This window comes from Caulobacter sp. 05L422, from assembly GCF_056397765.1.
The window spans coordinates 57,190-84,162 of the sequence record NZ_JBFTOB010000004.1; the positions used below are offsets into that span (position 1 = coordinate 57,190).

20 protein-coding genes are annotated in these 26,973 nt (G+C 69.3%); 11 read left to right on the top strand and 9 right to left on the bottom strand.

Translation table 11 applies throughout. The features are described 5' to 3' along the window. Positions 1–18 precede the first annotated feature (18 nt). Positions 19–798, bottom strand: a complete 780-nt coding sequence (locus AC1DMQ_RS05625) for a phosphoribosyltransferase family protein (RefSeq protein ID WP_477032566.1) — start codon at positions 796–798, stop codon at positions 19–21. On the opposite strand from AC1DMQ_RS05625, the gene AC1DMQ_RS05630 reads away from it, so the two are divergent. Next, complete coding sequence (locus tag AC1DMQ_RS05630; RefSeq protein ID WP_477032567.1) at positions 797–1,711, top strand: methyltransferase domain-containing protein; 915 nt, start codon at positions 797–799, stop codon at positions 1,709–1,711. The two genes, AC1DMQ_RS05625 and AC1DMQ_RS05630, sit on opposite strands and share 2 nt — an antisense overlap. 25 nt (positions 1,712–1,736) lie before the next feature. Here the strand turns inward: AC1DMQ_RS05630 and AC1DMQ_RS05635 are convergent, their stop codons facing one another. The 4 genes from AC1DMQ_RS05635 to AC1DMQ_RS05650 all read right to left on the bottom strand — a co-directional run bounded on the left by AC1DMQ_RS05635 (position 1,737) and on the right by AC1DMQ_RS05650 (position 5,536). Beyond that, complete coding sequence (locus tag AC1DMQ_RS05635; protein WP_477032568.1) at positions 1,737–1,991, bottom strand: Flp family type IVb pilin; 255 nt, start codon at positions 1,989–1,991, stop codon at positions 1,737–1,739. Continuing rightward, positions 1,907–2,311 carry an 8-oxo-dGTP diphosphatase MutT gene (mutT, locus tag AC1DMQ_RS05640; protein WP_477032569.1) on the bottom strand — a complete coding sequence of 135 codons (405 nt, stop codon included), beginning with the start codon at positions 2,309–2,311 and terminating at the stop codon, positions 1,907–1,909. Before mutT ends, AC1DMQ_RS05635 begins: the two co-directional genes overlap by 85 nt. Before the next feature lie 290 nt (positions 2,312–2,601). Further along, on the bottom strand, positions 2,602–4,242 hold the full coding sequence (locus AC1DMQ_RS05645; protein ID WP_477032570.1) for a glycoside hydrolase family 43 protein: 1,641 nt from the start codon (positions 4,240–4,242) through the stop codon (positions 2,602–2,604). A 7-nt stretch (positions 4,243–4,249) separates the two neighbouring features. Beyond that, entirely contained in the window at positions 4,250–5,536 is a 1,287-nt protein-coding gene (locus AC1DMQ_RS05650; protein WP_477032571.1) for an MFS transporter, read from the bottom strand. Between the two features lie 179 nt (positions 5,537–5,715). Between AC1DMQ_RS05650 and AC1DMQ_RS05655 the strand changes: the two genes are divergently transcribed. The 4 genes from AC1DMQ_RS05655 (at position 5,716) to AC1DMQ_RS05670 (ending at position 14,840) form a co-directional block, all read left to right on the top strand. Continuing rightward, entirely contained in the window at positions 5,716–6,057 is a 342-nt protein-coding gene (locus AC1DMQ_RS05655) for a PRC-barrel domain-containing protein (protein WP_477032572.1), read from the top strand. Positions 6,058–6,296: 239 nt separating this feature from the next. Then, the gene (locus AC1DMQ_RS05660; protein ID WP_477032573.1) at positions 6,297–12,137 is read left to right on the top strand and encodes a hypothetical protein; all 5,841 of its coding nucleotides are present in this window, start codon (positions 6,297–6,299) and stop codon (positions 12,135–12,137) included. 294 nt (positions 12,138–12,431) lie between these two features. Then, positions 12,432–13,892: a DEAD/DEAH box helicase gene (locus AC1DMQ_RS05665; protein ID WP_477032574.1), complete on the top strand. Its 1,461-nt coding sequence runs from the start codon at positions 12,432–12,434 to the stop codon at positions 13,890–13,892. Positions 13,893–14,045: 153 nt separating this feature from the next. Next, positions 14,046–14,840: an FkbM family methyltransferase gene (locus AC1DMQ_RS05670; RefSeq protein ID WP_477032575.1), complete on the top strand. Its 795-nt coding sequence runs from the start codon at positions 14,046–14,048 to the stop codon at positions 14,838–14,840. An 84-nt stretch (positions 14,841–14,924) separates the two neighbouring features. Here AC1DMQ_RS05670 and secA read toward each other — a convergent pair whose 3' ends face one another. Beyond that, positions 14,925–17,690 (bottom strand): preprotein translocase subunit SecA, encoded by a 2,766-nt coding sequence (gene secA, locus AC1DMQ_RS05675; protein ID WP_477032576.1) that lies wholly within the window; start codon positions 17,688–17,690, stop codon positions 14,925–14,927. Between the two features lie 289 nt (positions 17,691–17,979). Here secA and AC1DMQ_RS05680 point away from each other — a divergent pair, with 289 nt between their 5' ends. From AC1DMQ_RS05680 to AC1DMQ_RS05690, 3 genes are read left to right on the top strand one after another with little or no spacing between them, the layout of a single operon-like run. Beyond that, positions 17,980–18,963, top strand: a complete 984-nt coding sequence (locus AC1DMQ_RS05680; RefSeq protein ID WP_477032577.1) for a peptidylprolyl isomerase — start codon at positions 17,980–17,982, stop codon at positions 18,961–18,963. Then, complete coding sequence (gene argJ, locus AC1DMQ_RS05685) at positions 18,960–20,465, top strand: bifunctional glutamate N-acetyltransferase/amino-acid acetyltransferase ArgJ (protein ID WP_477032578.1); 1,506 nt, start codon at positions 18,960–18,962, stop codon at positions 20,463–20,465. The genes AC1DMQ_RS05680 and argJ overlap by 4 nt, the downstream gene beginning before the upstream one ends. 31 nt (positions 20,466–20,496) lie before the next feature. Further along, the gene (locus AC1DMQ_RS05690; protein ID WP_477032579.1) at positions 20,497–20,964 is read left to right on the top strand and encodes a hypothetical protein; all 468 of its coding nucleotides are present in this window, start codon (positions 20,497–20,499) and stop codon (positions 20,962–20,964) included. Here the strand turns inward: AC1DMQ_RS05690 and AC1DMQ_RS05695 are convergent. Further along, on the bottom strand, positions 20,961–21,350 hold the full coding sequence (locus tag AC1DMQ_RS05695) for an ammonium transporter (protein WP_477032580.1): 390 nt from the start codon (positions 21,348–21,350) through the stop codon (positions 20,961–20,963). The two genes, AC1DMQ_RS05690 and AC1DMQ_RS05695, sit on opposite strands and share 4 nt — an antisense overlap. Continuing rightward, positions 21,347–21,649: an autorepressor SdpR family transcription factor gene (locus tag AC1DMQ_RS05700; RefSeq protein WP_477032581.1), complete on the bottom strand. Its 303-nt coding sequence runs from the start codon at positions 21,647–21,649 to the stop codon at positions 21,347–21,349. Before AC1DMQ_RS05700 ends, AC1DMQ_RS05695 begins: the two co-directional genes overlap by 4 nt. Positions 21,650–21,922: 273 nt before the next feature. Between AC1DMQ_RS05700 and AC1DMQ_RS05705 the strand changes: the two genes are divergently transcribed. From AC1DMQ_RS05705 to AC1DMQ_RS05715, 3 genes are all read left to right on the top strand, one after another. Next, positions 21,923–22,621, top strand: coding sequence for an ABC transporter ATP-binding protein (locus AC1DMQ_RS05705; protein ID WP_477032716.1), 699 nt, complete (start codon positions 21,923–21,925; stop codon positions 22,619–22,621). Further along, positions 22,618–24,171, top strand: a complete 1,554-nt coding sequence (locus AC1DMQ_RS05710; RefSeq protein WP_477032582.1) for a hypothetical protein — start codon at positions 22,618–22,620, stop codon at positions 24,169–24,171. Before AC1DMQ_RS05705 ends, AC1DMQ_RS05710 begins: the two co-directional genes overlap by 4 nt. Before the next feature lie 93 nt (positions 24,172–24,264). Beyond that, positions 24,265–24,492, top strand: coding sequence for a hypothetical protein (locus AC1DMQ_RS05715; RefSeq protein WP_477032583.1), 228 nt, complete (start codon positions 24,265–24,267; stop codon positions 24,490–24,492). Between the two features lie 155 nt (positions 24,493–24,647). Here the strand turns inward: AC1DMQ_RS05715 and AC1DMQ_RS05720 are convergent, their stop codons facing one another. Continuing rightward, on the bottom strand, positions 24,648–26,924 hold the full coding sequence (locus tag AC1DMQ_RS05720; RefSeq protein ID WP_477032584.1) for a PAS domain-containing sensor histidine kinase: 2,277 nt from the start codon (positions 26,922–26,924) through the stop codon (positions 24,648–24,650). Between the last annotated feature and the right edge of the window lie 49 nt (positions 26,925–26,973).

Below are 26,973 nucleotides of genomic sequence, written 5' to 3' on the forward strand. Positions count from 1 at the left end.
AGAAGTCGTTTCCGGTCCTCATATAGGACGCGCTTGCATTTCTGTAACGCGCGCGACGACCGCGAGTGACACTTGCGTGGCGCCGGCGGCCAACAAAGCCCGCGCGCAGCCCTCGGCGGTGGCGCCCGTGGTCAGGACGTCGTCGATCAGCAGCACCTTGCGGCCGATCACCCGATGACGCTTCGACTCCGGCACGGCGAAGGCCGCGGCGACGTTGCGGCGGCGGCCGTCGGCCGACTTGCCGCCCTGGCTGTCGGTGTCGCGCTTTCGCACCAGGGTGTCGGGCAGATAGGTCCGAGCGGCCATGGCGCACAGCGGCCGGGCGATCTCGGCGGCCTGGTTGTAGCGGCGGCGCAGCAGGCGCGAGCGGTGCATCGGCACGGGGACCACGGCCTGCGCTTCCTCCAGCAGGTCGGCGGCGCAGCGCGACAGCCAGCGGGCGAACAGGCTCGAGAGGTCGGTGCGGTCGGCGTGCTTGAGCTTGAGGATCAGGTCGCGGGAGTGCTCGTCGTACAGGCAGGCGGCCCGCGCCCGGGCGAAGGCGCAGTCTCTCGTCTGGCACAGGACGCAGCGGAGCTCGCCGGCGTCGAAGGCGAACGGCGCGCCGCAGCCGTCGCAGACCGGGCCGTCCAGGAAGGTGATGCGGCTCCAGGCCTGGGCCGACAGGCCCGAGGTCAGGGCCGCCCCGCCGTCGAAGGCGCGCGGCGGCAGGATCAGGTCCAGCATCCCTTGCGCGAACGCCGTGACGCCAGCGGGAGGTTTCCATAAGGCGCGAGAAGTCCCATCTTGCGCGGACATGACCACCGCCCCCCTGCTTTTCGACCGCGCCCTGCTGCGCGCCCGTCTCGACCGCGCCGCCCCCGGCTTCGACGCCGCCGGTTTCCTGAAGGCCCGCGCCGCCGAGGACGCGGTGATGCGCCTGGAGGCGATCCTGCGGGAGTTTCCGGTGGCGGTCGATCTCGGAAGCCGAAACGGCGCTTTCTCGCGCGCCCTGGAAGACAGCGACGCCCGCGCCAAGATCGGCCTGCTGATCGAGACCGACCTGTCGGAGGGCATGCTCGCCGGCCGTGGCGGGGTGCGGATCGCGGTCGACGAGGAGCGCCTGCCGTTCGGCGACGCGACCATCGACCTTGCCGTCTCGACCCTGGCCCTGCACTGGACCAACGACCTGGTCGGGGCCCTGATCCAGATCCGCCGCGCGCTCAGACCCGACGGCCTGTTCGTCGGCGCCCTGTTCGGCGGGGCCACCCTGACCGAGCTGCGCCAGGCCCTGCTGGCCGCCGAGGACGAGGTCACCGGCGGGGCCTTCCCGCGCGTCTCGCCGTTCGCCGACACGGTCGACGCCGCCGGCCTGCTGCAGCGCGCCGGCTTCGCCCTGCCCGTCGCCGACAAGGACCGGGTCAAGGTGCGCTACGCCCATCCGATCGCCCTGCTCAAGGACCTGCGGACCATGGGCGAGACCAGCGTGCTGATCGACCGCTCGCGCAAGCCGCTGGGCCGCAAGGTGCTGCTGCGGGCGATGGAGATCTATCAGCAGCGCTTCGCCGAGCCCGACGGCCGCGTGCCGGCCACGTTCGAGATCATCACGGTGACGGGCTGGGCCCCGCACGAAAGCCAGCAGAAGCCCCTGCGCCCCGGCTCGGCCAAGATGCGGCTGGCCGACGCGCTGAACACGGTCGAGCAGCCGGCGGGCGACAAGGCGGGAAGCTAGGGCGGGCGGCCAGGGCGCTTCAGCCCTAGGGGTTCTCGGAGTTGGCCTTGTCCATCGCCGAGGCGATCTTGCCGAACGAGATCGAGATATTGCCCTGCAAGGCGCCCAGGATGCCGACCAGGGCCAGGGCGATCATGGCGACCATGAAGCCGAGCTCGACGGCCGTGGCGCCGCGCTCGTCGCGCCAAAAGCGGCTCAGAGCAGATCGCGCAGCCAGGCGATCAACGGCAGGTCGGCCGGCGGCATCGGATAGTCCGCCAACTGGTCCGGCTTCACCCATTTCAGCGCCTCGTGCTCCTTGGCGGTCACCAGTCCTTCCCAGCGCCGCAGCAGGTACAGTGGCATGAGTAGGTGAAAGGACTCGTAACTGTGCGAGGCAAAAACGAACGGGGCTAGGCAGGCCTGGGCGACCTTGATGCCCAGCTCCTCGTCCAGCTCGCGGATCAGGCACTGTTCGGGCGTCTCGCCGGGCTCGACCTTGCCGCCGGGAAACTCCCACAGACCGGCCAGTTGCTTGCCCTGGGGGCGCTGGCAGATCAGCACGCGGCCGTCGACATCGATCAGGGCGGCGGCGGCGACGAGGACGGTGGGCTTGGTCATGAGGGCGTTAGTCGGATGCGGCGAGCGGATTGGCAACCTTGAATCCCTCTCTCTTAGAGAGAGGGAGGGGCCCGCCGCGTAGCGGTGGGAGGGTGAGAGGTTACAATCTCTCAGAACCGAGCTCCGACGAAGACAGGGCCATGCGGTCGGTCGGATCGCCGGTGGAATTTGGACCGTTGTTAGAGGCCCGACCGCCCGGGATTTGCTGGTTGACGGTGAAACCTCTCACCCTCCCACCGCCTGCGGCGGCAGGCCCCTCCCTCTCTCTATGAGAGAGGGATTCTTAGGCGTCACCCCACGCTCGCCCGATACTCCCGCTCGACATAGCCGAACCCGTCGAAATCGGCCGGCAGGGCCATGCCCGACAGGTCCTGGCAGGCCATGCCGACGAAGGCGCCGGTGAAGTTGGGCGCGCCCGGGCTGGTGGCCTCGTCCGACAGGATCGAGGCGTCGAACACCTGCGGCAGCCAGGTCCAGGCCTCGCCGTCCAGGCTGAAGGCGAAGCGCAGACGCTCGAAATCGACCTCGACCCGCAGGTGGACCAGGCCGTCGTCGGGCAGCGGGATAGGCGCGGTGAAGGCGTCGGCCTGGGGGCTGTCGGGCAGGGCCGACATCGCCTGGACGTGGCGGCCGTTCTCCTCGTCCCGCGACACGAACAGGTAGTGGAACTTGTTGGCCCCGTAATAGCAGACCAGCCCGGCGGCCTGCTGGTAATGCTCGGGCGCGAAGTCCAGCACCGTGCGGGCGCTGTAGCACATCGCCTGCTGGCGGCGGGCGACCAGGGCCTGGCGGTACTGGCTGCCCATGGTCTCGCGGCCATGCAGGCGCAGCCAGCCGGGGCGCGCGGTCAGGCTGAACAGGTCTTCGGGGAACGGCGAGCGCAGCCACTGGAAGTCCAGCGGCAGGTCGGGGCCGTCGAAGTCGGTCCAGTCCGGCGACGCCGGGAACGGATGCGGCGCCAGGCCCGGCGACGGCGGGGTCAGTTCCGGATCGCCGGACCCGTCGCGGGTGCGCAGCCAGCCGTCGTCGCCCCAGGTCATCGGCTGGATCGCCGTCTCGCGGCCCAGCACGCAGCGGCCGCGGTTGGGCAGCGGACGGCCGCACAGATAGGCCATCCAGGTCGTCCCGTCCGGCGTCTCGACCAGATCGGCGTGGCCGGCCCGCTGCAGCGCCACGTGCGGCCGGTCGCGCGAGGTCAGCACCGGTCCGTCGGGGTGGACTTCGTAGGGCCCTTCCAGGGTCCGCGAGCGGGCCATGGTCACGGCGTGGCCGAAGCCCGTGCCGCCCTCGGCGGTGATCAGGTGGTACCAGCCATCGCGCTTGTAGAGATGCGGCGCCTCGGTCAGGCCCAGGGGCGTGCCGGGGAAGATCAGCTTCCGCTCCCCGACCAGCTTGGCGGCGAAGGCGTCGTACTCCTGGGCCACGATGCCGGCGAAGCGGTTGCGGCCAGGCCGGTGGTCCCACAGCTGGTTCAGCAGCCACTTGCGGCCATCGTCGTCATGGAACAGCGAGGGGTCGAAGCCGCTGCTGTTGAGGAACACCGGGTCCGACCACGGCCCCTCGATGTCGTCGGCCGTGACCAGGTAGTTGTGGAAGTCGCGCAGGGACGCGCCCGACGCCCCGCCCACCGTGGTGCGGCCATAGCGCTTCACGTCAGTGAAGATCAGCCAGAACTTGCCGTCGGCGTGGGTCAGGCACGGGGCCCAGACCCCGCAGCTGTCAGGCGCGCCCAGCATGTTCAGCTGGCTGGGACGGGTCAGGGGCCGGCTCAGCAGCCGCCAGTTCACCAGGTCGCGCGAGTGGTGGATCTGCACGCCCGGGAACCACTCGAAGGTCGAGGTGGCGACGTAATAGTCCTCGCCGACGCGGATGATCGACGGGTCGGGATTGAAGCCCCGCAGGATCGGGTTGTGGATCAGGTCTTGCGGCATGAAGGCTCTACAGGGCGGGAACGGTGACGGGCTTGGCGGCCGGCGGCGTGTTGGCGGGGTCGCGGACCAGGGTCCACAGCAGGGCGGCGCCGGCCAGGTCCAGCACGCCCAGGGCGACGAAGAACGGATCGTAGCCGACCGTGGCCACCAGGCCCCCGATCAGCAGCGAGAAGATCAGCACGCCCAGATTGCCGAAGAACCCGGCCATGCCGGCCACCGTCGCCACCTCGCTCTTGCGAAACAGGTCCGACGACATGGTGATCACCGTCACCGACAGGGTCTGGTGGGCGAATCCGCCCAGGCACAGCAGGGCGATGGCCAGGTAGGGGCTTTCGACACGACCCACGAACATCATGCCGGTCATCAACACCGCCCCCAGGGTGAAGGCCCAGCGACGGGCGTTGATCAGGCTGACGCGGCGCTTCTGCAGGAACAGCACCACGGCCGGGCCGAACAGGCAGCCTATGTCGGCGGCCACGAACGGCAGCCAGGCGAACATCGCGATCTGGGCCAGGTCGAAATGGCGCACGGTGGTCAAGTACAGCGGCACCCAGAACGACAGCGTGCCCCACGTCGGGTCGGCCAGGAACCTGGGCAGGGCGATGCCCCAGAAGTTGCGCTGGGTCAGCAGCTTGGCCATCGACGGCTTGGCCCCGCCGTCCTCCAGGTGAGTCTCCTGGCCGGAGGCGATCAGGTCGCGCTCGGCGTCCGACAACGCCTTGTGCTTGTCGGGCGACTGGTAGGCGAAGAGCCAGAGCACCACCCACAGCAGGCCCAGGCCGCCGGCCACGAGGAAGGCGGCTCGCCAGTTCCAGAGCAGGATCGACCAGGCCACCAGCGGCGGCGCGAGCACGGCCCCCATGGAGGCGCCGATGTTGAAGAACCCGCCGGCGAAGCCTCGCTCCTTGGCCGGGAACCAGGTCGACACCGCCTTCATTCCGGCCGGCTGGGCGCATCCCTCGGCCACGCCCAGGGCGCCGCGCATGCCCAGCAGCATCTGCCAGTTGCCGGCCAGGCCGTGAGCCATGGTGATCAGCGACCAGGCCGTGGCGAACAGGGCGAAGCCCAGCTTCAGCCCGATCGAGTCCAGCACGTAGCCGCACAGGGGCTGCAGCATGACGCCCAGCTGGAACGCGCCGGTGATCCAGGAATATTCCTGGGGGCCGATGTGCAGGTCGGCCAGCACAGTCGGGGCCGCGACGCCCAGGGTGCTGCGGGTCAGGTAGTTGAGCACCGCGCCCAGCATCACCAGACCGATCATCCACCAGCGCAGGGCCCGGATCTTGCCGCTCATGCGTTTCTCCCCAGCTCCGCCTGTGACGGCCCGGCCGCGACGGTAGCGGTAACAGGCATAGACGGGCCCACTATCATTCGCAAGGCGAGTGGCCTGACCATCCCGACCAAGGTCTGACCAATGGATCGATCTTCGCCGTGGCCGCGTTTGTTCCCCGGAACAACCCGAAGGAGACCCCGATGAGCGTCGAAGATCGCCTGGTGAAGAGCGCCGCCCTGATCGGCGTGAAGATCAATGACGCCGGCGGCCACAAGCTGGGCGTGATCCGCGAGGTGTTCATCGATCGCGACGCCGGCATCTCCCGCTACGTGGCCGTCGAACCGGCGGGCCTGTTCGCGGCCGGCGGCAAGTTCCGCCCCCTGCCCTGGCGCCTGCTGACCTGGGACGACAAGGACGAGGTCTATGTCGCCGACCTGACCAAGGACCGCTTCAAGGAGGCCCCGGCCTACGACCGCGACCAGCTGGGCAGCGCCACCTACGGCTGGGCCGCGCAAGTGGAGCGGTTCTTCGAAACGCCCTAGTTCTCCGAAATGAAACTCGACGGAGTAATGCGGCAAAGCTAGACCCCCCCCAGGTAGTATTTCGGGGGGCGTTTTCTGTGGTTAAGTCGAGTGTATTCGCGCGCGCCAAGCGCACGCGTCTGTTGGGTTGCAGTGTCTTGGCGCTGACGATGGGGATGGGCGGCGCCGCCTATGCGGACTGTCTACCGGTCGCCCCCACGCCGACGACGCCCATGGTCTGTTCCGGGACCACCGCCGACATGATCACCGTATCCACCAGCGGCGCGATCAACGTCGAGGCCGGCGCGGTCCTGCAGAAGCCCAACAGCGAAAACTACGCCCTGGTCGTCACCTCGCAGGCCGGCGCAGTCGCCGGCACGACGGTGACGCTCAATGTCGACGGCTTGCTCTCCGGCGGCCCATACGACACCGCCGTTCGGGCCGTCAGCGTGGGCGCCAACAACAGTTTTCCGGCCACCCGGCTGGACGTGACGGTGGGGAAGACCGGCAGGGTCGAAGGCGGCCGGGGCGTGTGGCTCTACGGCACGAACAACGCGGGCTGGGCCCCCGTCATCGGCACGGTCGACAACAGCGGCATGATCGTCTCGACCTGGTTTTCCGGGGCCCTGGACGCGAACGACGTGCAACTCGCGGGCTTCCAATCGGTCACCAACCGCGCCGGCGGCGTCATCATGGGCGCTTACGGCGCCATCACCGCCGCGGTCGGGGTCCTGAACAACGCCGGCATCATCGATGGCGGCTGGAAGTCGGCCTACAGCTTCACCTACAACGGCTACAGCAGCTTCGCGGTGTACCCCCAGTCGGTGACCAACACCGGCACGATGTCCGCGAGCGGCTACAACGCCACGATCCTCCTGCCCACGGGCTTCGTTCCGATCACCAACAGCGGCATGATCCGCAACGACGGGACCTCGGCCGCGATCGAGACGACCGGCGTCCTGACCCTGACCAACCACGTCGGCGGCGTCATCCAGAGCGTCGTCCCGACCGCCATCCGCGCCGCGGGCGGCACGATCGTCAACGCCGGGACGATCAACGGCGGGATCCTCACCCAGAGCTCCGCCACCCTGCTGGACAACAGCCAGGGGACCATCAACGGCGCCGTGCAGTTCGGCTCGGCCGACGACACCCTGATCGCGCGCTGGGACGCCGCCACGGGCCAGATCGCGGGGATTTCCGGCGCCATCAACGGCGGCGGCGGCACGAACACCCTGCGCTTCGACTTCGCCCAGGACGCGACGCTCGACTCGCTCGCCCAGGTCGCGCTGCCGACCAACTTCCAGAAGCTGGGCACGATGATCGGCGCCAACGCGACGCTGACGCTCAACGGCGACGCGGTCGACGGCCTTCTGATCGGCGGCGCGGGCCGGTTCGTCACCACCGGCAAGGTGACGAGCAACGGCGCGGCGTTCGTCACGACGGTGGGCCCGCCCTACGACTACAACGTCTCGCTCGGCTTCAAGAACACCGGCGAGATCGCCTCGACCTTCTCGCCGCCCGGCGGGGCGGTCCAGCCGTCCGACTACGCGCTGGCCCTGCAGAACCTGAAGGAGTTCGTCAACACCGGCGCGATCACCGCGACGCGCGGCGGCGCGGTTCTGGCGAACTTCCTGTGGTCGACGCCCGGCGGGACCTTCACCAACAGCGGCACGATCGTCGCCGACGGCACGGCGGCCAACGTCGGCTCGGCCAACTTCGTCAACAGCGGCACGATCCGCTCGACCGCCGGCGTCGGCCTGGCGCTCGGCAACTACGGCATGACGGGGAGCAACACCGGCGCGATCGAAGGCGGCACGTACGGGGCGACCGTGTACGGCGCGCTCTCCAACAGCGGGACCATCAAGGCGACCAACGGCTTCGGCGTGCAGATCAGCAGCGCCACGTTCGAGAACCTGGCCGGCGGCGTCGTCACCGGTTCCAAGGGGTCCCTGTCCAGCGGCTACAACGCCCGCGCCATCAACGCCGGCACGCTTAACGGCGACGTCGACTTCACCGCCGGCTATTCCTCGGCCGACGTGTTCATCGACAAGGGCGGCGTCCTGAACGGCGGCCTGCTGATGGGCAGCGGCGAGGACGTGTTCGTCACCAGCGTCGACAACTACGCCGACGGCAAGTTCAAGAACATCACCGGCACGGTCGACGGCGGCGACGGCGTCGACCGCCTGATCCTGCGGGTGGCCGCCGACACCACCACCAAGGCGGCCTCCGCCCTGAACTTCGAACGGACCGTCTACGAGCTCGGCAACGACGCCAAACTGACCCTGACGTCCGACCAGACCCTGACCACGATGCTGATGCTGGCGGGCAAGGGCAAGGTCGACCTGTCGGCCGACATGAACCTCACCGACAGCTACGGCGTCGTGGTCACCACGCCGTTCGACGGGTCGTACAGCGATCTGGGCGAGGTCTCGATCGTCAGCCGCGGCGCGCTCTCGTTCAAGAGCACCAACTATTCGGGCGTCGGCGTCGCGCTGGGGGACAAGTCGTCGTTCGAGAACGCCGGCGCGATGACCGTCGTGGGCCGTCCGTTCACCTCGCCCGCGACGGCGGGGATCACGGGCGGAACCGTGGTGACCAACTCCGGCACGATCGTCCTGGACGGCGCCGTCGCGATCAGCGGCGCCCTCAAGATCGTCAACACCGGCAGCATCGTCCAGTCGGAGACGGGGCAGACCTCGCTGGGTGTGAACAACGCCCAGGTCGTCGAGAACAGCGGCGTCATCAACACCGCTGGCGATGCGGTCATGCTGTATTACTACAACTACTATACGCCGACCGACACCTCGCCGAGCGTCACCAACAGCGGCGTGATCCACAGCACGGCCGGCAACGCGATCATCCAATACACCTCCGCCGCCTCGACGATCACCAACACGGCCACCGGCCAGATCATCAGCGACACGGCGCTGGCGATCAGCACCGGCGGTTACGCCGACACGGTCCGCAACGACGGCTCCATCGTCGGCGCGATCAACCTGTCGTACGGCGACGACCGGCTCGAGAACTACGGCGCGATCACCGGCGCGGTGAACCTGGGCGACGGCAACGACACCTTCGTCCAGTGGGTGGGCGGCAAGATGACGGGCACTGTGGACGGCGGCTACGGCCTGGACACCCTGGTCGTCGACTCCACCGGCGGCGGCAAGGTCACGGGCTCCCAGTTCGTCAATTTCGAAAGCTTCAAGCAGATCGGCGGCGGCAGCATCAGCTATGCCGGCGACTTCGGAACGGGCCCGATCGTCCTGGAGGACAGTTCGGCGATCGTGCTGGCCGGCGACACCGTGACCACCACCGGCGGCGTCACCTTCAGCGGCGGCGCGGGGTCCGAGCACCTCACGGTCGAAGGCTCGATCTCGGGCGGCGTCTCGCTGGGCGACGGCGTCGACACGGTCGTCAATCGCGGCGCGATCGGCGGGTCCGTCAACCTGGGCGCCGGTGACGACAGCTTCACCGAACTCGACACCTCGACCGTCGCCGGCTCGATCGACGGCGGCGCGGGCAACGACACCTACATCCTCGAGCTCACCAGCAACCGCCTCGCCCTGCGTAATCGCACAGGCTTCGAAAACCTGGGCGTGACCGGGTCGGGGAACCTGACCCTGACGCTCGACCAGAACTGGGATTCCATCCGGCTGGCCGGCGAGCACACCCTCCACCTGACCTCCGACGGCTACACCGTCGGCAGCGTGTCCGCCGGGGACGACGACCAGGCCGTGCGGCTCGACGCCGACGTCGCCCAGGTCGACCTGGGCGGCGGCGGCGATTTCCTGCAGATCGATTTCGACCAGCTCGCCGGCGTCTACAAGGGCGGCGCGGGCAACGACACCGTGCGCTTCGCCACGGTCCCCATGACCGTCTCCGGTTCGCTGAGCGGCTTCGAGACGATTTTCCTGGAGAGCGGCCAGATGGCCGTATCCGGCGTCTTAGGCGCGGCCGGCGAAACCGTGACCTTCGACGGCGACGCCGCCAGAACGCTGTCGATCCTGTCCGGCGGCGTGCTGGCGGGCACGGTGCGCCTGGGCGGCGGCGACGACGTGTTCTCGCTGGCGGCCGGCGGCCAACTGCTCGGCACGGTGTTGGGCGGTAGAGGGGACGACAAGGTCGTGATCGACCTGACGTCCGACCTGTCGCTGCGCGGCGACCAGCTCCAGCAGTTCGAGACCCTGCAGGTCACCGGCACGGGCGCGCTGAACTTCACGGGCGGCGCGGCCAAGTTCGATCACCTGGTCACCAACAACAAGGACCTCACCCTGGCCGCCGGCGCCAGCCTGGAGGCGGGCGACCTGACGCTGGACGGCGCGGCCAACACCATGACCGTGGCCGGGGCCTTCACCGGCGCGGTCGACCTGGGCGCCGGCGACGACGTCCTGCGCCTGACCACCGGCGGGACCTTCACCGGTTCGGCCCAGGGCGGGGCGGGCCAGGATCGTCTCGAACTGGCCCTGGGCGGCACGGACGCCGCGCCGATCGCGCTGGGCGCCACGCCGTTCAACGGCTTCGAGGTCCTGAGCGTCCAGTCGGGCGTGATCAGCGTGTCCGGCGGCTACGGCTTCGACAGCATAGCGGTCAACAACGGCCGCCTGATCGGCCTGGCCGGCTCGCAACTGACCGCGTCGACCATCACCGTGGCGCAGGGCGCGACCTTCGGCTCGGCCGGATCGGTGACCGGCGACATCACCGTGGCCGGCACGCTCAGCCCCGGCGCTTCGCCGGGCACGATGACGGTGACGGGCAATGTCGCCCTGGCCGCGGGCTCGACCTCGCTGTTCGAGTTCACCCCGACCGTCAGCGACCAGCTGGTGGTGTCGGGCACGGTGACGATCGCCCAGGGCGCCACCCTGAAGCTGACCGGCGCCTCGGCCCTGACGCCCGGCCGCCGCATCGACCTGATCACCGCCGGCGGCGGCATCGTCGGTTCGTTCTCGACCATCGACGGCGCGCAGGGGCTGAACCTGCACATCGAGCAGTCGACCAACCGCCTGCAGGCCCTGGGCCTGTTCACCACCGACACGACGTTCTCGTCGCAGGTCTCGACCCTGATCGGCCAGTTCAACACCGCCCTGGTCGACAACACCGTCAGCGCCTCGCTGATCGCCGCCCTGCCGGCCCTGGTCGACCCGACCACCAGCAGGAGCGATCCGCGCGCCCTGGCCCGGGTCACGCCCCAGGCCTATGCGTCGGCGACCCAGCTGGCGATCGAGGAAGGCCTGTCGATCGTCGACGCCTCGCGCAACCAGGCCCGCTTCGCGCCCCAGACGCCCGGCCTGTTCGGCTTCGGCCAAGGGATAGCCAGCCGCCGCACCCTGGACGGCGACGCCGCCGTCGGCGTGGCGGAGGGCAAGATCGACACTACCGGCGGCCTGGCCGGCGTCGGCTACGGCGTCGAGTCGGCCTGGGCCGGGGTCTTCGTCGGCTACCTGAACGGCCGCCAGCGCATCAGCGACCTGGACGTCCGCACCAGCACCGACAGCTTCGTGATCGGCGCCCAGGGGCAAGTCCGGATCGGCGGCTTCCAGCTGGGCGCCATGGCGGCCCACGACGGCGCCGACGCCGATACGCGCCGCGCCGCCCCCGGCGGGACGACCGCGAACGGCGACTACAAGCTCAAGAGCTGGATCGCCGACGTCAACCTGTCGTACCGCGCGCGACTGAACGGCGACTGGGCCGTGCAGCCGCGCCTGGGCGCCAGCTATGTCGGCGCCACGCGCGACGGCCTGGTCGAACGCGGCGGCGGGGCCTTCGCCCTCAGCGTCCAGGGCGACAAGTCCTCGGCCTGGTTCGTCGACGGCCAGGTGGAGGTGCTGGGCGGCCAGACGGCCGGCGCGCGCCTGCATCCCTACGCCTCGCTGGGCTTCCGCTCGACGGCCGGCGGCGGCGACACCGCAGCGTCCGCCGGCCTGACCGGCTTCCCGACGCCGATCGGCGCCGTCGGGCTGGACCGCAGCGGGACCCTGGCCACCGTCGGCGCCGGCGCGGGCTACGACGTCACCCCCGGCATGACCCTGTCGGCGACCTATGCCGGCGAGTTCGGCGACGGCGGACGACAGGCGCTGCTGGTCGGCCTGAACTGGAAGTTCTGACCCTGAATTCGGAGACCCGCATCCCGGTGCGGGTCTCCGAAGCCTTGCGACAAAAGGACTTTCCAAGCACAGCCCTTGACTTCGCACCTGCAATAAACGACATAGCGGCTACGCCATCTGGCGTTATCGGTGCTCCAGCCGCGTGAGGGACCTTCCTGGTCCAGCCTGTCGAGCGCCCTGAAAGCTTCTCATCAGACCGCCCGTGTCACGCGGGGCGCTCCCCACCGACCCGCCGCCAGGCGAGCCGTGCGAGGATCGCATGCGCCGTCTCGTGGCTGCACGAAAGCATCTGACTTGACTCAATTCACCGATCTCGGCCTCGCCAAACCCCTGCTGAAGGCGCTGACCGACAAGGGCTACACCACGCCCACCCCGATCCAGGCGCAAGCCATCCCGACCGTGCTGTCGGGCCGCGACCTGCTGGGCATCGCCCAGACCGGCACCGGCAAGACCGCCGCCTTCGCCCTGCCGATCCTGCACCGCCTGGCCGAGGACCGTAAGCCGGCCCCGCGCCGCGGCTTCCGCTGCCTGGTCCTGTCCCCGACCCGCGAGCTGGCCACCCAGATCGCCGACAACTTCAAGGCCTACGGCGCCCACATGGGCTTGACCGTCGCCACCATCTTCGGCGGCGTGAAGTACGGCCCGCAGATGAAGGCCCTGGCGGCCGGCGTCGACGTGGTCGTGGCCACCCCGGGCCGCCTGATGGACCACCTGGGCGAAAAGTCCGCCCACCTGAACGGCGTCGAGATCTTCGTCCTCGACGAAGCCGACCAGATGCTGGACCTGGGCTTCGTGGTGCCGATCCGCAAGATCGCCAGCCAATTGCCCAAGGAACGCCAGAACCTGTTCTTCTCGGCCACCATGCCCAGCGAGATCGGCAAGCTGGCCGGCGAGCTGCTGAAGAACCCGGCCCAGGTGTCGGTCACCCCGCAAGCCACCACGGTCGAGCGCATCGACCAGTCGCTGATCTTCATCGAAGCCCAGCGCAAGCGTCCCCTGCTGGCCGAACTGCTGGCCGACAAGGCCGTCGAGCGCGCCATCGTCTTCACCCGCACCAAGCGCGGCGCCGACCGCGTGGCCAAGTACCTGACCGCCAGCGGCATCGAGTCCGCCGCCATCCACGGCGACAAGACCCAGGGCCAGCGCGAACGGGCCCTGGCCTCGTTCAAGGCCGGCGAGGTCAAGGCCCTGATCGCCACCGACATCGCCGCGCGCGGCATCGACGTCAACGACATCAGCCACGTGTTCAACTACGAGCTGCCCAACGTGCCGGAGGCCTATGTCCACCGGATCGGCCGCACCGCCCGCAAGGGCAAGGACGGCGTGGCCATCAGCTTCTGCGCCGATGACGAGCGTCCGCTGCTGAAAGACATCCAGAAGGCCACCCGCCAGACGATCCCGACCTTCGACCGTCGCAACGACAAGAACCTGGCGGCCGCCGCGGCCGTGGCCGACAAGCTGGCTCCGCCGGAGAAGTACGTCGATCCGCGCCGCGCCGACCCGCGCAACAACGTCCCCTCGGAACTGCGCCGCCAGCGCAACCGTCCGGCCAAGGGCGGCGGCCAGGGCCAGAAGGCTCAAGGTCAGGGCCAGGGCAAGCCGGGCGGCCAAGGTCGCACCGACAACCGTGGCCGCAACGGCGGCGGCCAGGGTCAGGGTCAAGCCGCCCAGGGCCAGGCCCGTTCGGGCGGCGGCGACTTCCGCGGCCCCAAGCGCGCGGCCGCCCCGTCGGAACGCTGGAACCCGATCGACTAAGGCCCCGCAGCCGCTCGATCCCATCAGAAACGCCCGCCGCGGGAGACCGGGGCGGGCGTTTTCGTTTGGGCGTCCAGCTGTGATCAGGGCCAGCGGCTTGACCCAAACAGCGCCTTGGCGGCCTGCTGGACGGGCAAATTCGTCGAGGTCGTCATGCGCAAGTTCAATTCCCGCCCCACGGCCTTCGTGCTGACCTCGACCATCCATGGGACGATGCTGGTCAACCGGCACGACTATCATCGTCTGGCGGACGGCGGCGGCTACGGCGTGGGCCACCAACTGCTGGAGACCTCGGCCTTCGATCCGGAAGAGGTCAATGTCGTGCTGCAACTGCTGGAGATGCGGCGCAGCCACTTCGGCGACGGGGTCATGGCGCTTGATTGCGGGGCCAATATCGGCGTGCACACGATCGAGTGGGCGCAGCTGATGCATGGCTGGGGCGAGGTCGTGGCCTTCGAGGCCCAGGAGCGGATGTTCTACGCCCTGGCCGGTAACATCACGCTCAACAACTGCTTCAACGCCCGGGCCATCTGGGCGGCGATCGGCCAGGAGGCCGGGATCATCGCCGTGCCCGCCCCCGACTATTTCACGCCCTCCAGCTTCGGCAGCCTGGAGATTCGCCAGACGGCGACCACCGAGTTCATCGGCCAGACGATCGACTACGCGGCGGCCCAGCCCACCCGGCTGATGGCGATCGACGACCTGGGCCTGACGCGCCTGGACTTCATCAAGATCGACATCGAGGGCATGGAGATGGACGCCCTGCTGGGCGCCCGGGCCACGATCGCGGCCTGCAGGCCGCAGATGCTGATCGAGCGGATCAAGGCCGACGAGGCCGCCCTGCGCGCCTTCCTGACCGAGCACGGCTACGCGGTGTTCGAGGCGGGCATGAACCTGCTGGCGGTGCACGAGACGGACCCGGCCAAGGGGCTGATCGCGGGGGGGTGAGAGCTCGGCCGGGACGCCGCAAAAAGAAAACGCCCGCCCCGGTTTCCCAGGGCGGGCGTTTCCAGATCACCAAGCGCTCGGGGCTTAAACCAGCGCCCCGTGGCAGTGCTTGAACTTCTTGCCCGACCCGCAGGGGCAGGCGCCGTTGCGGGCGGTGAATTCCCAGCCTTCCGGCAGGACCGAGACCGGGAGGGCCTCGCGCTGCTCGGGCGACAGGCCCTCCGGAAGGGCCCCGGCCACCGCGACGTTCTCGCCGCTGAGCGGGTCCAGGTGCACCTCGACCAGGCCTTCCGGCGAATGCAGCGGCTCGGGCTCGGCATAGGCGATCTCGACCGTCATCAGCCAGCGGGTGGTGTTGGTGCGCAGGTCGCCCAGCAGCTTCTCGAACAGCGAGAAGGCCTCGGTCTTGTACTCGTTCAGCGGGTCGCGCTGGCCGTAGCCGCGCAGGCCGATGACGTTGCGCAGGTGGTCCAGGTGCATCAGGTGCTCGCGCCACTGCAGATCGATCATCTGCAGCAGGAAGTTCTTTTCCACCGAGCGCATCTGCTCGGGGGTGATGATCACTTCGCGCTCGGCGGCGTAGGCGTCGGCGGCCTTGGTGATGCGTTCGCGCATCTCCTCGTCGCCGATGCCTTCCTCGGCGGCCCATTCCTTCAGCGGCAGGGTCAGGCCCAGGATCGCCTGGACGCGCTCGTCCAGGCCCTCGATGTCCCACTGCTCGGCATAGGCCTTGGGCGGCATGTAGCGGGCGACAAAGTCGTCGACCACGTCATGGCGCATCTCGGTGATGATCTCCGAGAGGTCGGTCGCCTCCATGAACTCCTGGCGCTGCTCGAACACGGCCTTGCGCTGGTCGTTGACGACGTCGTCGTACTTCAGGAGGTTCTTGCGGATCTCGTAGTTGCGCTGCTCGACGCGCTTCTGGGCGGTGGCGATGGCGTTGTTCAGCCACTTGTGGGTGATCGCCTCGCCTTCCTGGACGCCGAAGGTGCGCATGATCGCGTCCAGGCGCTCGCCGGCGAAGATGCGCAGCAGGTCGTCCTCGCACGACAGGAAGAACTTCGAACGGCCTGGGTCGCCCTGACGGCCCGTACGGCCGCGCAGCTGGTTGTCGATGCGGCGGCTTTCGTGGCGCTCGGTGCCCAGCACGAACAGGCCGCCGGCCGCGAGGGCCTGGGCCTTGGCGGCCGAGATCTCGACTTCCAGTTCGGCGCGCTGGGCCAGCTCGTCCTCGTGGGTCGGGGTGATGCCCAGGCCCTTCTGCTGCTGGCGCCAGTTGGCCAGGCGCATGTCCATGTTGCCGCCCAGCTGGATGTCGGTGCCGCGGCCGGCCATGTTGGTGGCGATGGTCACCGCGCCGGGCACGCCCGCGTCGGCGACGATGCCGGCTTCCTGCTCGTGGAAGCGCGCGTTCAGCACCTGGTGCGGAATGCCCTTGTGCTTCTTGCCTTCCCATTCCCAGTCATAGGTCGACAGCAGCTTGGACAGCTCTTCCGACTTCTCGATCGACACGGTGCCGACCAGGATCGGCTGGCCGCGCGCGTGGCAGTCGGTGATCTGCTTGAGGATCGAGTCGTTCTTCTCGCGCTCGGTGCGATAGACCTCGTCGTCGTCGTCGATGCGCAGGACCGGACGGTTGGTCGGGATTTCGCTGACGCCCATCTTGTAGATGTCGTCGAATTCCTGGGCCTCGGTCGCGGCCGTGCCGGTCATGCCGGCCAGCTTCTTGTAGAGGCGGAAGTAGTTCTGGATGGTCACCGAGGCCAGGGTCTGGTTCTCGGGCTGGATGTTGGCGCCTTCCTTGGCCTCGATGGCCTGGTGCAGGCCTTCCGACAGCCGGCGGCCGGTCATCATGCGGCCGGTGAACTCGTCGATCAGGATCACCTCGCCGTCCTTGACGATGTAGTCCTTGTCGAACGTGTACAGCACGTTGGCGCGCAGGGCCTGGTTGACGTGGTGCACGACCGAGATGTTGGCGGCGTCGTAGAGGCCGGCGGTGTCCTCGGCCAGGTGGCCGCCCGCCATCAGGATCTCTTCGATGCGCTCCTGGCCTTCCTCGGTGAGGATGACCTGCTTCTGCTTCTCGTCGTGATCGTAGTTGGTCTTGTCCTTGATGAGATCCTTCACCAGGACGTCGATGATCTTGTAGAACTCGCTGCGGTCCTCGGTCGGGCCCGAGATGATCAGCGGGGTGCGGGCCTCGTCGATCAGGATCGAGTCCACTTCGTCGACGATGACGTAGTGGTGGCCGCGCTGGACCATCTCCTCGACGCTGTAGACGAGGTTGTCGCGCAGGTAGTCGAAGCCGAATTCGTTGTTGGTGCCGTAGGTGATGTCGCTGCGATAGGCGCGCTGGCGCTCGCCTTGGCTCAAGCCGTTGACGATCACGCCGTACGACAGGCCCAGGAAGTTGTGGATCTGGCCCATCCACTCGGCGTCGCGCTTGGCCAGGTAGTCGTTCACGGTGATGACGTGGACGCCCTTGCCTTCCAGCGCGTTGAGGTAGGTGGGCAGGGTGGCGACCAGGGTCTTGCCCTCGCCGGTGCGCATTTCCGAGATGCCGCCGCCGTGCAGGACCATGCCGCCGACCATCTGGACGTCGAAGTGGCGCATGCCCAGCACGCGCTTGCCGGCCTCGCGGACCACGGCGAACGCTTCCGGCAGCAGGTCCTCGAGGGTTTCGCCCTTGGCCAGGCGGGCCTTGAACTCGTCGGTCTTGGCCTTCAGGGCCTCGTCCGACAGCGCGGCGTATTCCGGCTCCAGGGCGTTGATCTTCGCCACCTTGGCGGACATCGCCTTGACTTTGCGTTCGTTGGAAGAGCCGAAGAACTTTTTGGCGAAGCCGAGCATGAAGTGAGGGTTCCGGAGCGGGTGTCTGTGAGGCCGGCGCTAGGGCTTGAAGGCCTTCACTACGGTAAATTATAGGCGTCGAAGCTAGCGGGATTTCCACTTCTTGTACGCGCGCGGAGACTTAAGCACCGGCCTAGCGGGTGTCAACGCGAGGCGGGGGCCCGTGGTTACGGTTTGCGCCCGGTTTAACCGCTTCGCGCGTTTTCCGATCCATATCGCGAAGCTGTTTCCTCTTGGCGATAAACCGCGCTAGAGCGCTGAGGAATAGTCAGCCGGAGATCGGCCCCAGATGAATATTGGTAAGCCTCGTGCGTATGGCCTCGCGGCCATCCTGGTCCTCAGCCTGTTGATCGCCGCCTGCGGCCGAAACAAGGCCGACGAGCGTCCGCCCGAACCCGGCGACACCGCCGTCGCCCGGGTCGACGGGCACACGGTGTGGGCTTCGGACGTCAAGCGCGAGGCCGTGGCCCAGGGGCTGATCAGCGAAGGCGAGCCGCTGGACATCGGTTCGGACCTGTTCCGCCAGCGCCTGGACGAGGTGATCGACCAGAAGCTGCTGGCCTCAGAGGCCCTCAAGCAGAAGCTGGACAAGGATCCGGTGGCCCAGCGCCGCCTGGCCGCCGCGCGCGAGCGCATCCTGGGCGACATGCTGGTGGAAAGCGTCGTCGAGAAGGCCGTCAACGAGAACGCCATCCGCGGCCTCTATGCCGAGCAGCAGAAGCTGTCCAAGCGCTCGGAGGAGATCCGCGCCCGCCAGATCCTGGTCGGCAGCCAGGCCGACGCCGAGGCGGTCAAGAAGCTGCTGATCGCCGGCGCGTCGTTCGACGCCCTGGCCATGGAACGCTCGACCGACCCGGCCACCCGCTTCAACGGCGGCGACCTGGGCTATTTCACCGTCGACGTCATGCCGCCGGCCTATGCCGGGGCCCTGCAGGGCGCCGAGAAGGGCGCGCTAGTCGGTCCGTTCCAGACCGAGGGCGGCTGGGCCGTGCTGCGCGTCGAGGACAAGCGCCTGGAGGAACCGATCACGCTGGAGGCCGCCCGGCCGCAGATCGTGCGCTTCCTGACCTATGACCAGGTCCGCGACCTGCTGGAGAAGCTGCGCGGCGGCTCCAAGGTCGAGATGCTGACCGGCAAGCCCCAGGACGTGCCCGGCGCCCCGCAGGAGCCGGCCTCGGCGCCTCCCGGCTCGGCCGACCAGGCCCCCTCCTCCGACCTCGACGACGCCCCGCCAGCGTCCGCTCCCGCCGCTCAAGCTCCGGCCAAGAAATGACCAAGACTCCTAAGCCAGCGGTCAAGAAGACCGCCAAGGCCGCTCCGAAAGCCGCCGCGAAGGCCGCGCCCGCCTCGACCCCGGCCGAGATCGTCGGCCAGGTCGGCGCCAGCGTCGGCCACACCCTGGAGCGGGCGCTGGACCCGCTGACCGCCGCCCTCAAGCGCGCCGGCCTGCGCCGCGCCCAGAAGGACGCCAGCCAGGGTTCGCCCGAAGCCGTCCAGGCCGCCAAGCCGGCCGCCGCCTCGCCCGCTCCGGGCAAGCCGGGCCTGGCCGTCTCGCCGCTGGCCGTGCCGTTCCCGACCATCCCGCCGATCGCCGGGGTCGAGATCGCCACCGGCCGGGCCGGCTTCTACAAGCATGCCCGCGAGGACATGCTGCTGATGCGCTTCGCCGAGGGCACCAGCTGCGCCGGCGTGTTCACCCGCCACGGCGTCGGCTCGGCCCCGGTCGACTGGTGCAAGCGTCAGCTGGCCGCCAGCAAGGGCGAGGATGTCCGCGCCCTGGTGGTCAACGCCGGCTGCGCCAACAGCTTCACCGGCAAGCCGGGGGCCGACGCGGTGCGCCGGGTGGCCACGGCCGTGGGCAAGCGCTTCGACTGCCGCCAGCGCGACGTGATGATGGCCTCGACCGGCGTGATCGGCGTCATCCTGGACGACAGCAAGATCATCTCGAACCTGCGCGAGGTGGAGACCCGCTTCACCGAGGACGCCTGGGCCGGCGCGGCCTCGGCGATCATGACCACCGACACCTTCCCGAAGGGCGCCTACGCCACGGCGGTGATCGACGGCCATGAGGTCCGGATCGCGGGCGTCGCCAAGGGCTCGGGCATGATCGCGCCCGACATGGCCACCATGCTGGCCTTCGTGGCCACCGACGCGGCCATCGCCCCGGCCGCCCTGCAGACCCTGGTCAGCCTCTACACCCGCACCACCTTCAACTGCGTGACGGTGGACGGCGACCGCTCGACCAACGACACCCTGCTGTTGTTCGCCACCGGCAAGTCGGGCGCGCCCAAGATCCACCGCGCGGGCGACCGCCGCCTGGCCGACTTCCGCGAGAAGCTGGAGGCCGTGCTGCTGGACCTGGCCCTGCAGCTGGTCCGCGACGGCGAGGGCGCCAGCAAGTTCGTCAAGATCACCGTCAACGGCGCCGAGAGCCCGCTGTCGGCCCGCAAGATCGCCCGCACCATCGCCGAGAGCCCGCTGGTCAAGACCGCCTTCGCCGGCGAGGACGCCAACTGGGGCCGCATCGTCATGGCCGTGGGCCGCGCCGACGAGCCGGTCAATCGCGAGCGCATCAGCGTCAAGTTCGGCGACCTCTACGCCGCCCGCGACGGCTTGGTCTCGGCCGAATACGACGAGGCGGCGATGAGCAAGTACGTCAAGAAGCAGGAGTTCGAGGTCTCGGTGGACGTCGGCGTCGGCAAGGGCTCGGCCACGGTGTGGACCTGCGACCTGACCAAGCAGTACGTGGCGATCAACGGGGATTACCGGAGCTAGGGCTCCTCAACACCAACGATCGGATCCGACCATGGCCGACGACACCCCCATCAACCTCCAGGACATCGCCGACGCCTGCCGCGAGGCGGGCTATGTCGTCGCCGAGATCGACCGTGGCCTGGAGGTGTCCGGGTCCGACGACGGCGGGGCCTTCTACCTGTTCCCCGAGGGCGACTGGCTGCAGGTGCGCTGCCAGGTGTTCGACCAGGCCGACCTGGATCAGGCCCGCAGCCTGGACGCCCTGTTCGAGACCGTGGCCCGCGCCCAGTTCCGGATGATCGGCTGCCGGTTCGGCTTCGACGTGCTGACCGGCCTGTGGCTGGTCGCCGACCTCTATCCGGGTTTCGAGCCCGAGCGCCTGCCGGCCGTGCTGGAGCAGCTGGCCTTCGTCTGGAGCTCGCTGGGCGAGGTGCTGGACGCCGCGCTGAAGGGGACCGTCGTCGACGAGGTCGCCCTGGACGCGGCGTTCGAGCTGGAGCCGGACGGGCGGCCGAACTAGACGGCTTTGGCCTTGGCCCGCAGCCACAGGCAATAGCCGACCGTCACCGCGATCCCCGCGATCAGCGCCGCGCACCCGCCGAACGTCGCCACCCGGATCGGCGCGAACACCCAGAGCGCGGCGTAGGCCAGACCGCTCAGCACCATGGACCAGCCGCCGACCCGCTTGGCCTGTTGGGCCCGGACGCTGGGGACGAAGGTCTTGGGCATGCGGTTGCCGTACCAGGCGACCATCAGCCCGTTGACGCCGATGACCAGCCTCAGGACCGTGTCGGCGTCGATAGCGCCCAGCCTGCGCGCCAGGGTCGCGCCCAGCGCCAGGGCGATCATGCCGCCGGCCCAGGCCAGGCCCTCGGTCATTTCCCGGTGGATCGTGTCCTTGCTCATCGTGCTGGCTCCTTCGTGGGTTCGGCCTGGGGCTCCTCCGCGCCCAGGCCGAACGAGTGGACGAAGCCCAGCAGCGCCTCTTCGAGCACCGAGAGCTTCAGGTGGTAGATCACGGACTTGCCGGCCTTCTCGGCGTGCACCAGCTCGGCCTCCTTCAACACCGCGAAGTGCGCCGACATCGTCGGCTTGGAGACGTCGAACTGGTCGCTGAGCTCGCCCGCGCTCATCGGTCCCTTGCGCAGGAGGTGCAACACCCGCCGGCGGGTCGGATCGGAAAGGGCTTTGAAGACCTGGCTCATGATAAGACGATTAGCTAATCGTCGAAATGAGTCAAGAGGCGATCCGCGCGCGGCGGTCTGTCCGCCCTCATTGGGGGGCGGAGGACGCGCGCAGGACTCCTCTTCCCCCTGTGGGGAAGACGGCCGAAGGCCCGTAGGGGGCAAGTGTTCACCGCACCGCTTGAACCCTTTGGCCAATCGCGTTCACATGACCCCGCACCAGGGGAGACGCCGCGCTTGACCGAAGCTCTGATCGTTCGCGGCCTCGACAAGACCTTCACCAAGCCGGCGGTCATGGACCTGGACCTCACCGTCCACGCCGGCGAGCTGTACGCCCTGCTGGGCCCGAACGGCGCGGGCAAGACCACCACCCTGCGGATGGTCGCGGGCCTGACCAAGCCCGACAAGGGCGAGATCAGCGTCTTCGGGATCGACGCCCGGGCCGATCCGGCCGCCGCCAAGGCGATCACCGCCTGGGCTCCCGACGAGGCCATGGTCTACGACCGGCTGACGCCGCTGGAATATCTGGAGTTCGTGGCCGGCCTTTGGAACGTCGAGCCCAAGGCCGCCAAGGCCCAGGCCGAGGCGCTGCTTTCGAAACTGGGCCTGGCGGCCGAGGCCCGGACGCGCTGCGAGGGCTTCTCGCGCGGCATGAAGCAGAAGGTCGCCCTGGCCGGGGCCCTGATCCACGATCCCCGCCTGCTGATCCTCGACGAGCCCCTGACCGGCCTGGACGCCGCCTCCGCCCGCCTGGTCAAGGACATGCTGCAGGATCGGGTCCGGGCCGGGGGATCGGTGATCCTGACCACCCACATTCTCGAAGTGGCCGAACGGATGGCCGACCGCATCGGCATCATCGCCGGCGGCCGCCTGCTGGCCGAGGGCACGCTGGACGCCCTGCGGGCCCAGGCCGGCGAGGGCAAGGGCGGCTCCAGCCTCGAAGACGTCTTCCTTCAGCTGACCGCCGTCGACGCCAACGGAGCCGCCGCGTGACGCTGATCGCGCCGGGCTCGATCCTCTGGCTGCTGGCCCACGAGATGCGGATCTACTGGCGCAATTTCCGCGCCGGCCGGGCCGGCAAGGGCGCGCGGGGGCTGATCAGCCTGATCGTGGTCGGGGCGATGATGCTGGGCGGCGGCGTGCTGGCGGCGTTGGGCCTGCATGACGTCGAGGTCCCGATCAATCCGATCTCGATCAGCCTGGCGGCCCTGGGCAGCCTGGTGATCTTCACCCTGATGCTGTCCCAGACCCTGAGCGCCTCGAGCGAGGCGCTGTACGACCGGGGCGACCTGGACCTGCTGTTCTCCTCGCCGATCGGGCCCGCCAAGGTGCTGTTCGTGCGCTCGCTGGGCGTGGCCGGCGGGGTGATCACCGTCTTCCTGCTGATCGTCACGCCGCTGCTGGGGCCGTCGGTGATCTGGGGGCATCCGGGCTGGATCGGGGTGTTCGGGGTGCTGGGCGCCCTGGCCTTGGCCTCGACCGCCGCCGGCCTGCTGCTGGCCATGGCCCTGTTCGCCCTGATCGGCCCGCGCCGCACCCGCACCGTGGCCCAGGTGCTGGCGGCCCTGGTCGGCGCCGCCTTCTTCCTGGTCAGCCAGACCCGCACGATCCTGGGCGCCCAGAAGAGCAACAGCCTGTTCGCCGAGATCACCCGCCAGGCCCAGGAGGGCCGGCTGCATCCGGCGCCGATCGTCAGCCTGCCGCTGCGGGCCATGCTGGGCGAGCCCCTGCCGCTGCTGGCCCTGCTGGCCGGATCGGCCGCGCTGTTCGCCCTGGCCGCCCTGACCCTGGGCCGGCGGTTCTCGGACGCCGCGGCCGCCACCCAGGGCAAGACCGCCGCAAAGCCGACCAAGGCGACCCGGGGCGAGGCCAGCCGCGCCTTCGCCGCCGGCCCGTTCCTGGCCACCCTGCGCAAGGAGCTGCTGCTCATCGGCCGTGACGCGGCCCTGCTGTCGCAGGTGCTGCTGCGGGTGCTGTACCTGATCCCCACCGCCCTGCTGCTCAGCCGCAACGCCGTCCACGGGACCGGCCCGGCCCTGGCGGGCGGCGCGGGGGTGGTGGCGTTCCTGGCCGGACAGGTGGCCGGGAGTCTTGCCTGGATCACCCTGTCGGCCGAGGAGGCGCCCGACCTGCTGGCCGTGTCGCCGGCCCGGATCCGCACCCTGCGCCGCGCCAAGATCGCCGCCGCCCTGATCCCGGTGGCGCTGTTCCTGCTCCTGCCAATCGCCGCCCTGACCTGGTTCCTGCCCGCCGCCGGCGCCTGGACAGCGCTGGGCGCGGCCCTGGCGGCCTGGAGCAGCGGCCTGATCAACATCTGGCATCAGCGGCCGGGCAAGCGGTCGGACTTCAAACGGCGCGGCGGATCCTCGTGGATGGCCACCATCGCCGAAATGCTGGTCTCGGCCCTGGTGGCCGGCGCGACGGGGATCGCCGTGGCCGGATTCTGGCCCTGGGCCCTGATCCCGCTGGGCCTGGCGGGCGCGGCCCTGGTGAGCCTGCGGCGCAGCGACGCCCAGATCGCCCGCAACCTTCGTTTACGGTAAAGCTCCAATTAGGGTTTTACCTGATTGCGCGGCATTCCGACGCAGCTAGGCTCTATGTCGGGTCGGGGACATAGAGTTGAGTCGAGAGTATCCATGCCCGCCGTGCACACCACGTTCCGTTCGCAGAACCACCGGGGAGGCCTCCGCCAGGAGTCCAAGGCCTTGGTCGTGGCGATCAGCGTGCTGCAACTGGCCATGATCGTCCTCGTCTGGCTGCTGGCCCTGGTTCCGATGGCCCTGCTGGCGTTGGGCGCCACGGTGGTCCAGGCGCTGAAGCCGGCGGCGGTGAAGACGACGGCGCCGACGACCGTCGATTCCTAGGCGACCCTTCCGGGTTTCAGGCGTAATTCCCCAATTCAACCGTCATTCCGCCCTTGTGGCGGGAACCCCTCGTTCAGCTGACGGTGAGGCACGGCGGACGGAGGGGTTCCCGCCACAAGGGCGGAATGACGGATTAAGAGGGGTTCGAAAGCCCCCTACCCGTCCAGCCCCGCCTCGATCCGGCACACCACGCCGTTCGGCTGGAAGTCGATGCGCGCCTCGCCCGACAGTTCGGCCGCCAGGCCGCGCTCGATCAGCCGCGAGCCGAAGCCGCGCCGGGTGGGCGGCGACACCGGCGGGCCGCCGCTCTCGGTCCAGGTCAGCACCAGCCGGGGATGAGCGCCGCCCGGAACCACGACCCACGAAATCCGCACCTGGCCCTCCAGGCTCGACAGCGCCCCGTACTTGACCGCGTTGGTCGCCAGCTCGTGCAGGGCCATCGACAGCGACAGGGCCATGCGCGGCGACAGCCGCACCGATCCGCCCTCGGTGGTGAAGCGCCCGGACCCGCCGTGCAGGTCCTCCAGCCGGCCCAGCAGGTCCAGCAGGTCCGCCCCCTCCCAGTTCTCGCGGGTCAGCAGGTCGTGGGCCTCGGCCAGGGCGACGATGCGGGCCGAGAAGGCCTCCTGGGCCTGGGGCAGCGAGCGGGCGGCGTGGAAGGTCTGGGCGGCGATGGCCTGGATCGTGGCCAGCGAGTTCTTGACCCGGTGATTGAGCTCGTTGACCAGCAGCCGCAGGTGCAGCTCGGCCTTCTTGCGTTCGGTGATGTCGACGGTGGCGCCGACCACCCGCGCCGGCTTGCCGGCCTCGTCGAAGAAGCCCCGCCCCTTGGCCGAGATCCAGCGCTCCTGGCGGTCGTCGCGGCCGATCGTGCGGTATTCGACGTCGATGTCGGCGCGCTGGCCCGGATCCATCGCCGCCAGCAGGGCCTGGCGGGTGGCCTCGCGGTCGTCGGGGTGCATGGCGGCGTAGAAGTCGTCCAGGCCGACGTCCGCCCCGGGCGTCATGCCGAACATGTCGTAGCCGCGCTCGGACCAGCGCAGCAGGCGCTTGCGGACGTCGTAGTCCCAGGTGCCCACATTGCCCGCGTCCAGGGCCAGGGCCATGGTCGCCTCGCGCAGCACCTGGTCGGCCTCGACCTCCTTGCGGTCGCTGACGTCGGAGACCACGCCGACGATGCGCACGCATTGGCCGTCGTGGAAGAAGGCCCGGCCGAAGGTCTCGATCCAGCGCACCGCGCCGTCGTTGTCGCGCCGGATGCGGTATTCGCGATTGATGGTGTTGTCGCTGGCCGGGTCCATGGCGGTCCGCACGGCCTCCATCACCGACGGCAGGTCGTCGGGGTGGACCAGGCGCTCGAAGGCGTCGAGCGGGTTCTCGATCATGCCGTCCGGCAGGCCGTAGATCTCGCGGCAGCGCTTGTCCCAGTAGCGCTCGCCGGTCTGGGGATTGTGGTCCCAGCGGCCCAGGCCGGCGGCGTCGACGGCGATGCGCAGGTCGGCCTCGGCCGCCTCCAGGGCCTGTTCGATGCGCTTGCGCTCGGTGATGTCGACCATCACCCCGCGATGGCGGACCGCCCAGCCGTTGGCGTCGCGCTCGACCCGGCCGCGGGTCTGCACCCAGCGGATCGAGCCGTCTGCCTGGATCAGCCGGTACTCCTCGTCGAAATCACCGGTGTTCTTCAGATGGGTGCGCCCCGATTGAAGCATCCGCGCGAAGTCGTCGGGGTGCAGGGCCTTGCTGTATTCGGCCAGTGAGACGCCGGCGGCGGCCTGCTCGGGATCCACATTGTGGAACACGGCGTAGCGGGCGTCGGCATAGACCTTGTCGGCGACGATGTCCCAGTCCCAGGTGCCCACGCCGCTGGCCGCCCTCAGGGCCAGTTGGTAGCGCTCCTCGCTGGCGCGCAGGGCCTTCTCGGCCCTCACCCGTCGGGTGACGTCGCTCAGGCCGATCAGCACCCCGCCAACCCCGGAGAGCGCGGCGGCGTCCGGCATCGGGCTCAGGCGGATGGTGAAATAGCCCTCGGTGACCGAGCCGTCCGGCTGGACCGTGGTCAGGAACAGGTCCTCGATCATCCTGCCGCCGCTGGCGGCGGCCAGGATCGCCCGTTCGGGCTCCTCGGAATCGGCGGCCGAGGTCGGCGGCGCCTCGGCGAAGGTCTTGCCCAGCATGTGGGGATGCCGCTCGCCGAGCATGGGCGCGTAGGCGTCGTTGTAGATCAACACCAGTTCGGGGCCCCACCGCAGGGCGGTGGGGAAACAGCTGGCGACGATCATGTCGACGGCGAGGCTCAGGCTGGGCGACCACGTCTCGCGCGCGCCGAGCGGGGTCGCCGCCCAGTCGAACTGGTCGATCCGTTCGCGCATGTCGTCCGGCGCGTCCGGAGCAAGCGTGTCTGGGGCGCGCCCCTGATCACGGGTGTCCACCATGCCCGTGCCCCTTCCCGGCCGTGGTCAACGGCCAAGATGCAGCAGACCT

Excerpts from the sequence above, each read along its gene's own strand:
- AC1DMQ_RS05695 (WP_477032580.1), bottom strand. The coding sequence starts at position 21,350 with ATGAGCAAGGACACGATCCACCGGGAAATGACCGAGGGCCTGGCCTGG.
- AC1DMQ_RS05690 (WP_477032579.1), top strand. The coding sequence starts at position 20,497 with ATGGCCGACGACACCCCCATCAACCTCCAGGACATCGCCGACGCCTGC.
- AC1DMQ_RS05635 (WP_477032568.1), bottom strand. The coding sequence starts at position 1,991 with ATGGGTGAAGCCGGACCAGTTGGCGGACTATCCGATGCCGCCGGCCGA.
- AC1DMQ_RS05670 (WP_477032575.1), top strand. The coding sequence starts at position 14,046 with ATGCGCAAGTTCAATTCCCGCCCCACGGCCTTCGTGCTGACCTCGACC.
- AC1DMQ_RS05680 (WP_477032577.1), top strand. The coding sequence starts at position 17,980 with ATGAATATTGGTAAGCCTCGTGCGTATGGCCTCGCGGCCATCCTGGTC.
- AC1DMQ_RS05720 (WP_477032584.1), bottom strand. The coding sequence starts at position 26,924 with ATGGTGGACACCCGTGATCAGGGGCGCGCCCCAGACACGCTTGCTCCG.
- AC1DMQ_RS05715 (WP_477032583.1), top strand. The coding sequence starts at position 24,265 with ATGCCCGCCGTGCACACCACGTTCCGTTCGCAGAACCACCGGGGAGGC.
- mutT (WP_477032569.1), bottom strand. The coding sequence starts at position 2,311 with ATGACCAAGCCCACCGTCCTCGTCGCCGCCGCCGCCCTGATCGATGTC.
- AC1DMQ_RS05655 (WP_477032572.1), top strand. The coding sequence starts at position 5,716 with ATGAGCGTCGAAGATCGCCTGGTGAAGAGCGCCGCCCTGATCGGCGTG.
- AC1DMQ_RS05700 (WP_477032581.1), bottom strand. The coding sequence starts at position 21,649 with ATGAGCCAGGTCTTCAAAGCCCTTTCCGATCCGACCCGCCGGCGGGTG.
- AC1DMQ_RS05645 (WP_477032570.1), bottom strand. The coding sequence starts at position 4,242 with ATGCCGCAAGACCTGATCCACAACCCGATCCTGCGGGGCTTCAATCCC.
- AC1DMQ_RS05650 (WP_477032571.1), bottom strand. The coding sequence starts at position 5,536 with ATGAGCGGCAAGATCCGGGCCCTGCGCTGGTGGATGATCGGTCTGGTG.
- AC1DMQ_RS05705 (WP_477032716.1), top strand. The coding sequence starts at position 21,923 with ATGGACCTGGACCTCACCGTCCACGCCGGCGAGCTGTACGCCCTGCTG.
- AC1DMQ_RS05660 (WP_477032573.1), top strand. The coding sequence starts at position 6,297 with ATGATCACCGTATCCACCAGCGGCGCGATCAACGTCGAGGCCGGCGCG.
- AC1DMQ_RS05625 (WP_477032566.1), bottom strand. The coding sequence starts at position 798 with ATGTCCGCGCAAGATGGGACTTCTCGCGCCTTATGGAAACCTCCCGCT.
- secA (WP_477032576.1), bottom strand. The coding sequence starts at position 17,690 with ATGCTCGGCTTCGCCAAAAAGTTCTTCGGCTCTTCCAACGAACGCAAA.
- AC1DMQ_RS05630 (WP_477032567.1), top strand. The coding sequence starts at position 797 with ATGACCACCGCCCCCCTGCTTTTCGACCGCGCCCTGCTGCGCGCCCGT.
- argJ (WP_477032578.1), top strand. The coding sequence starts at position 18,960 with ATGACCAAGACTCCTAAGCCAGCGGTCAAGAAGACCGCCAAGGCCGCT.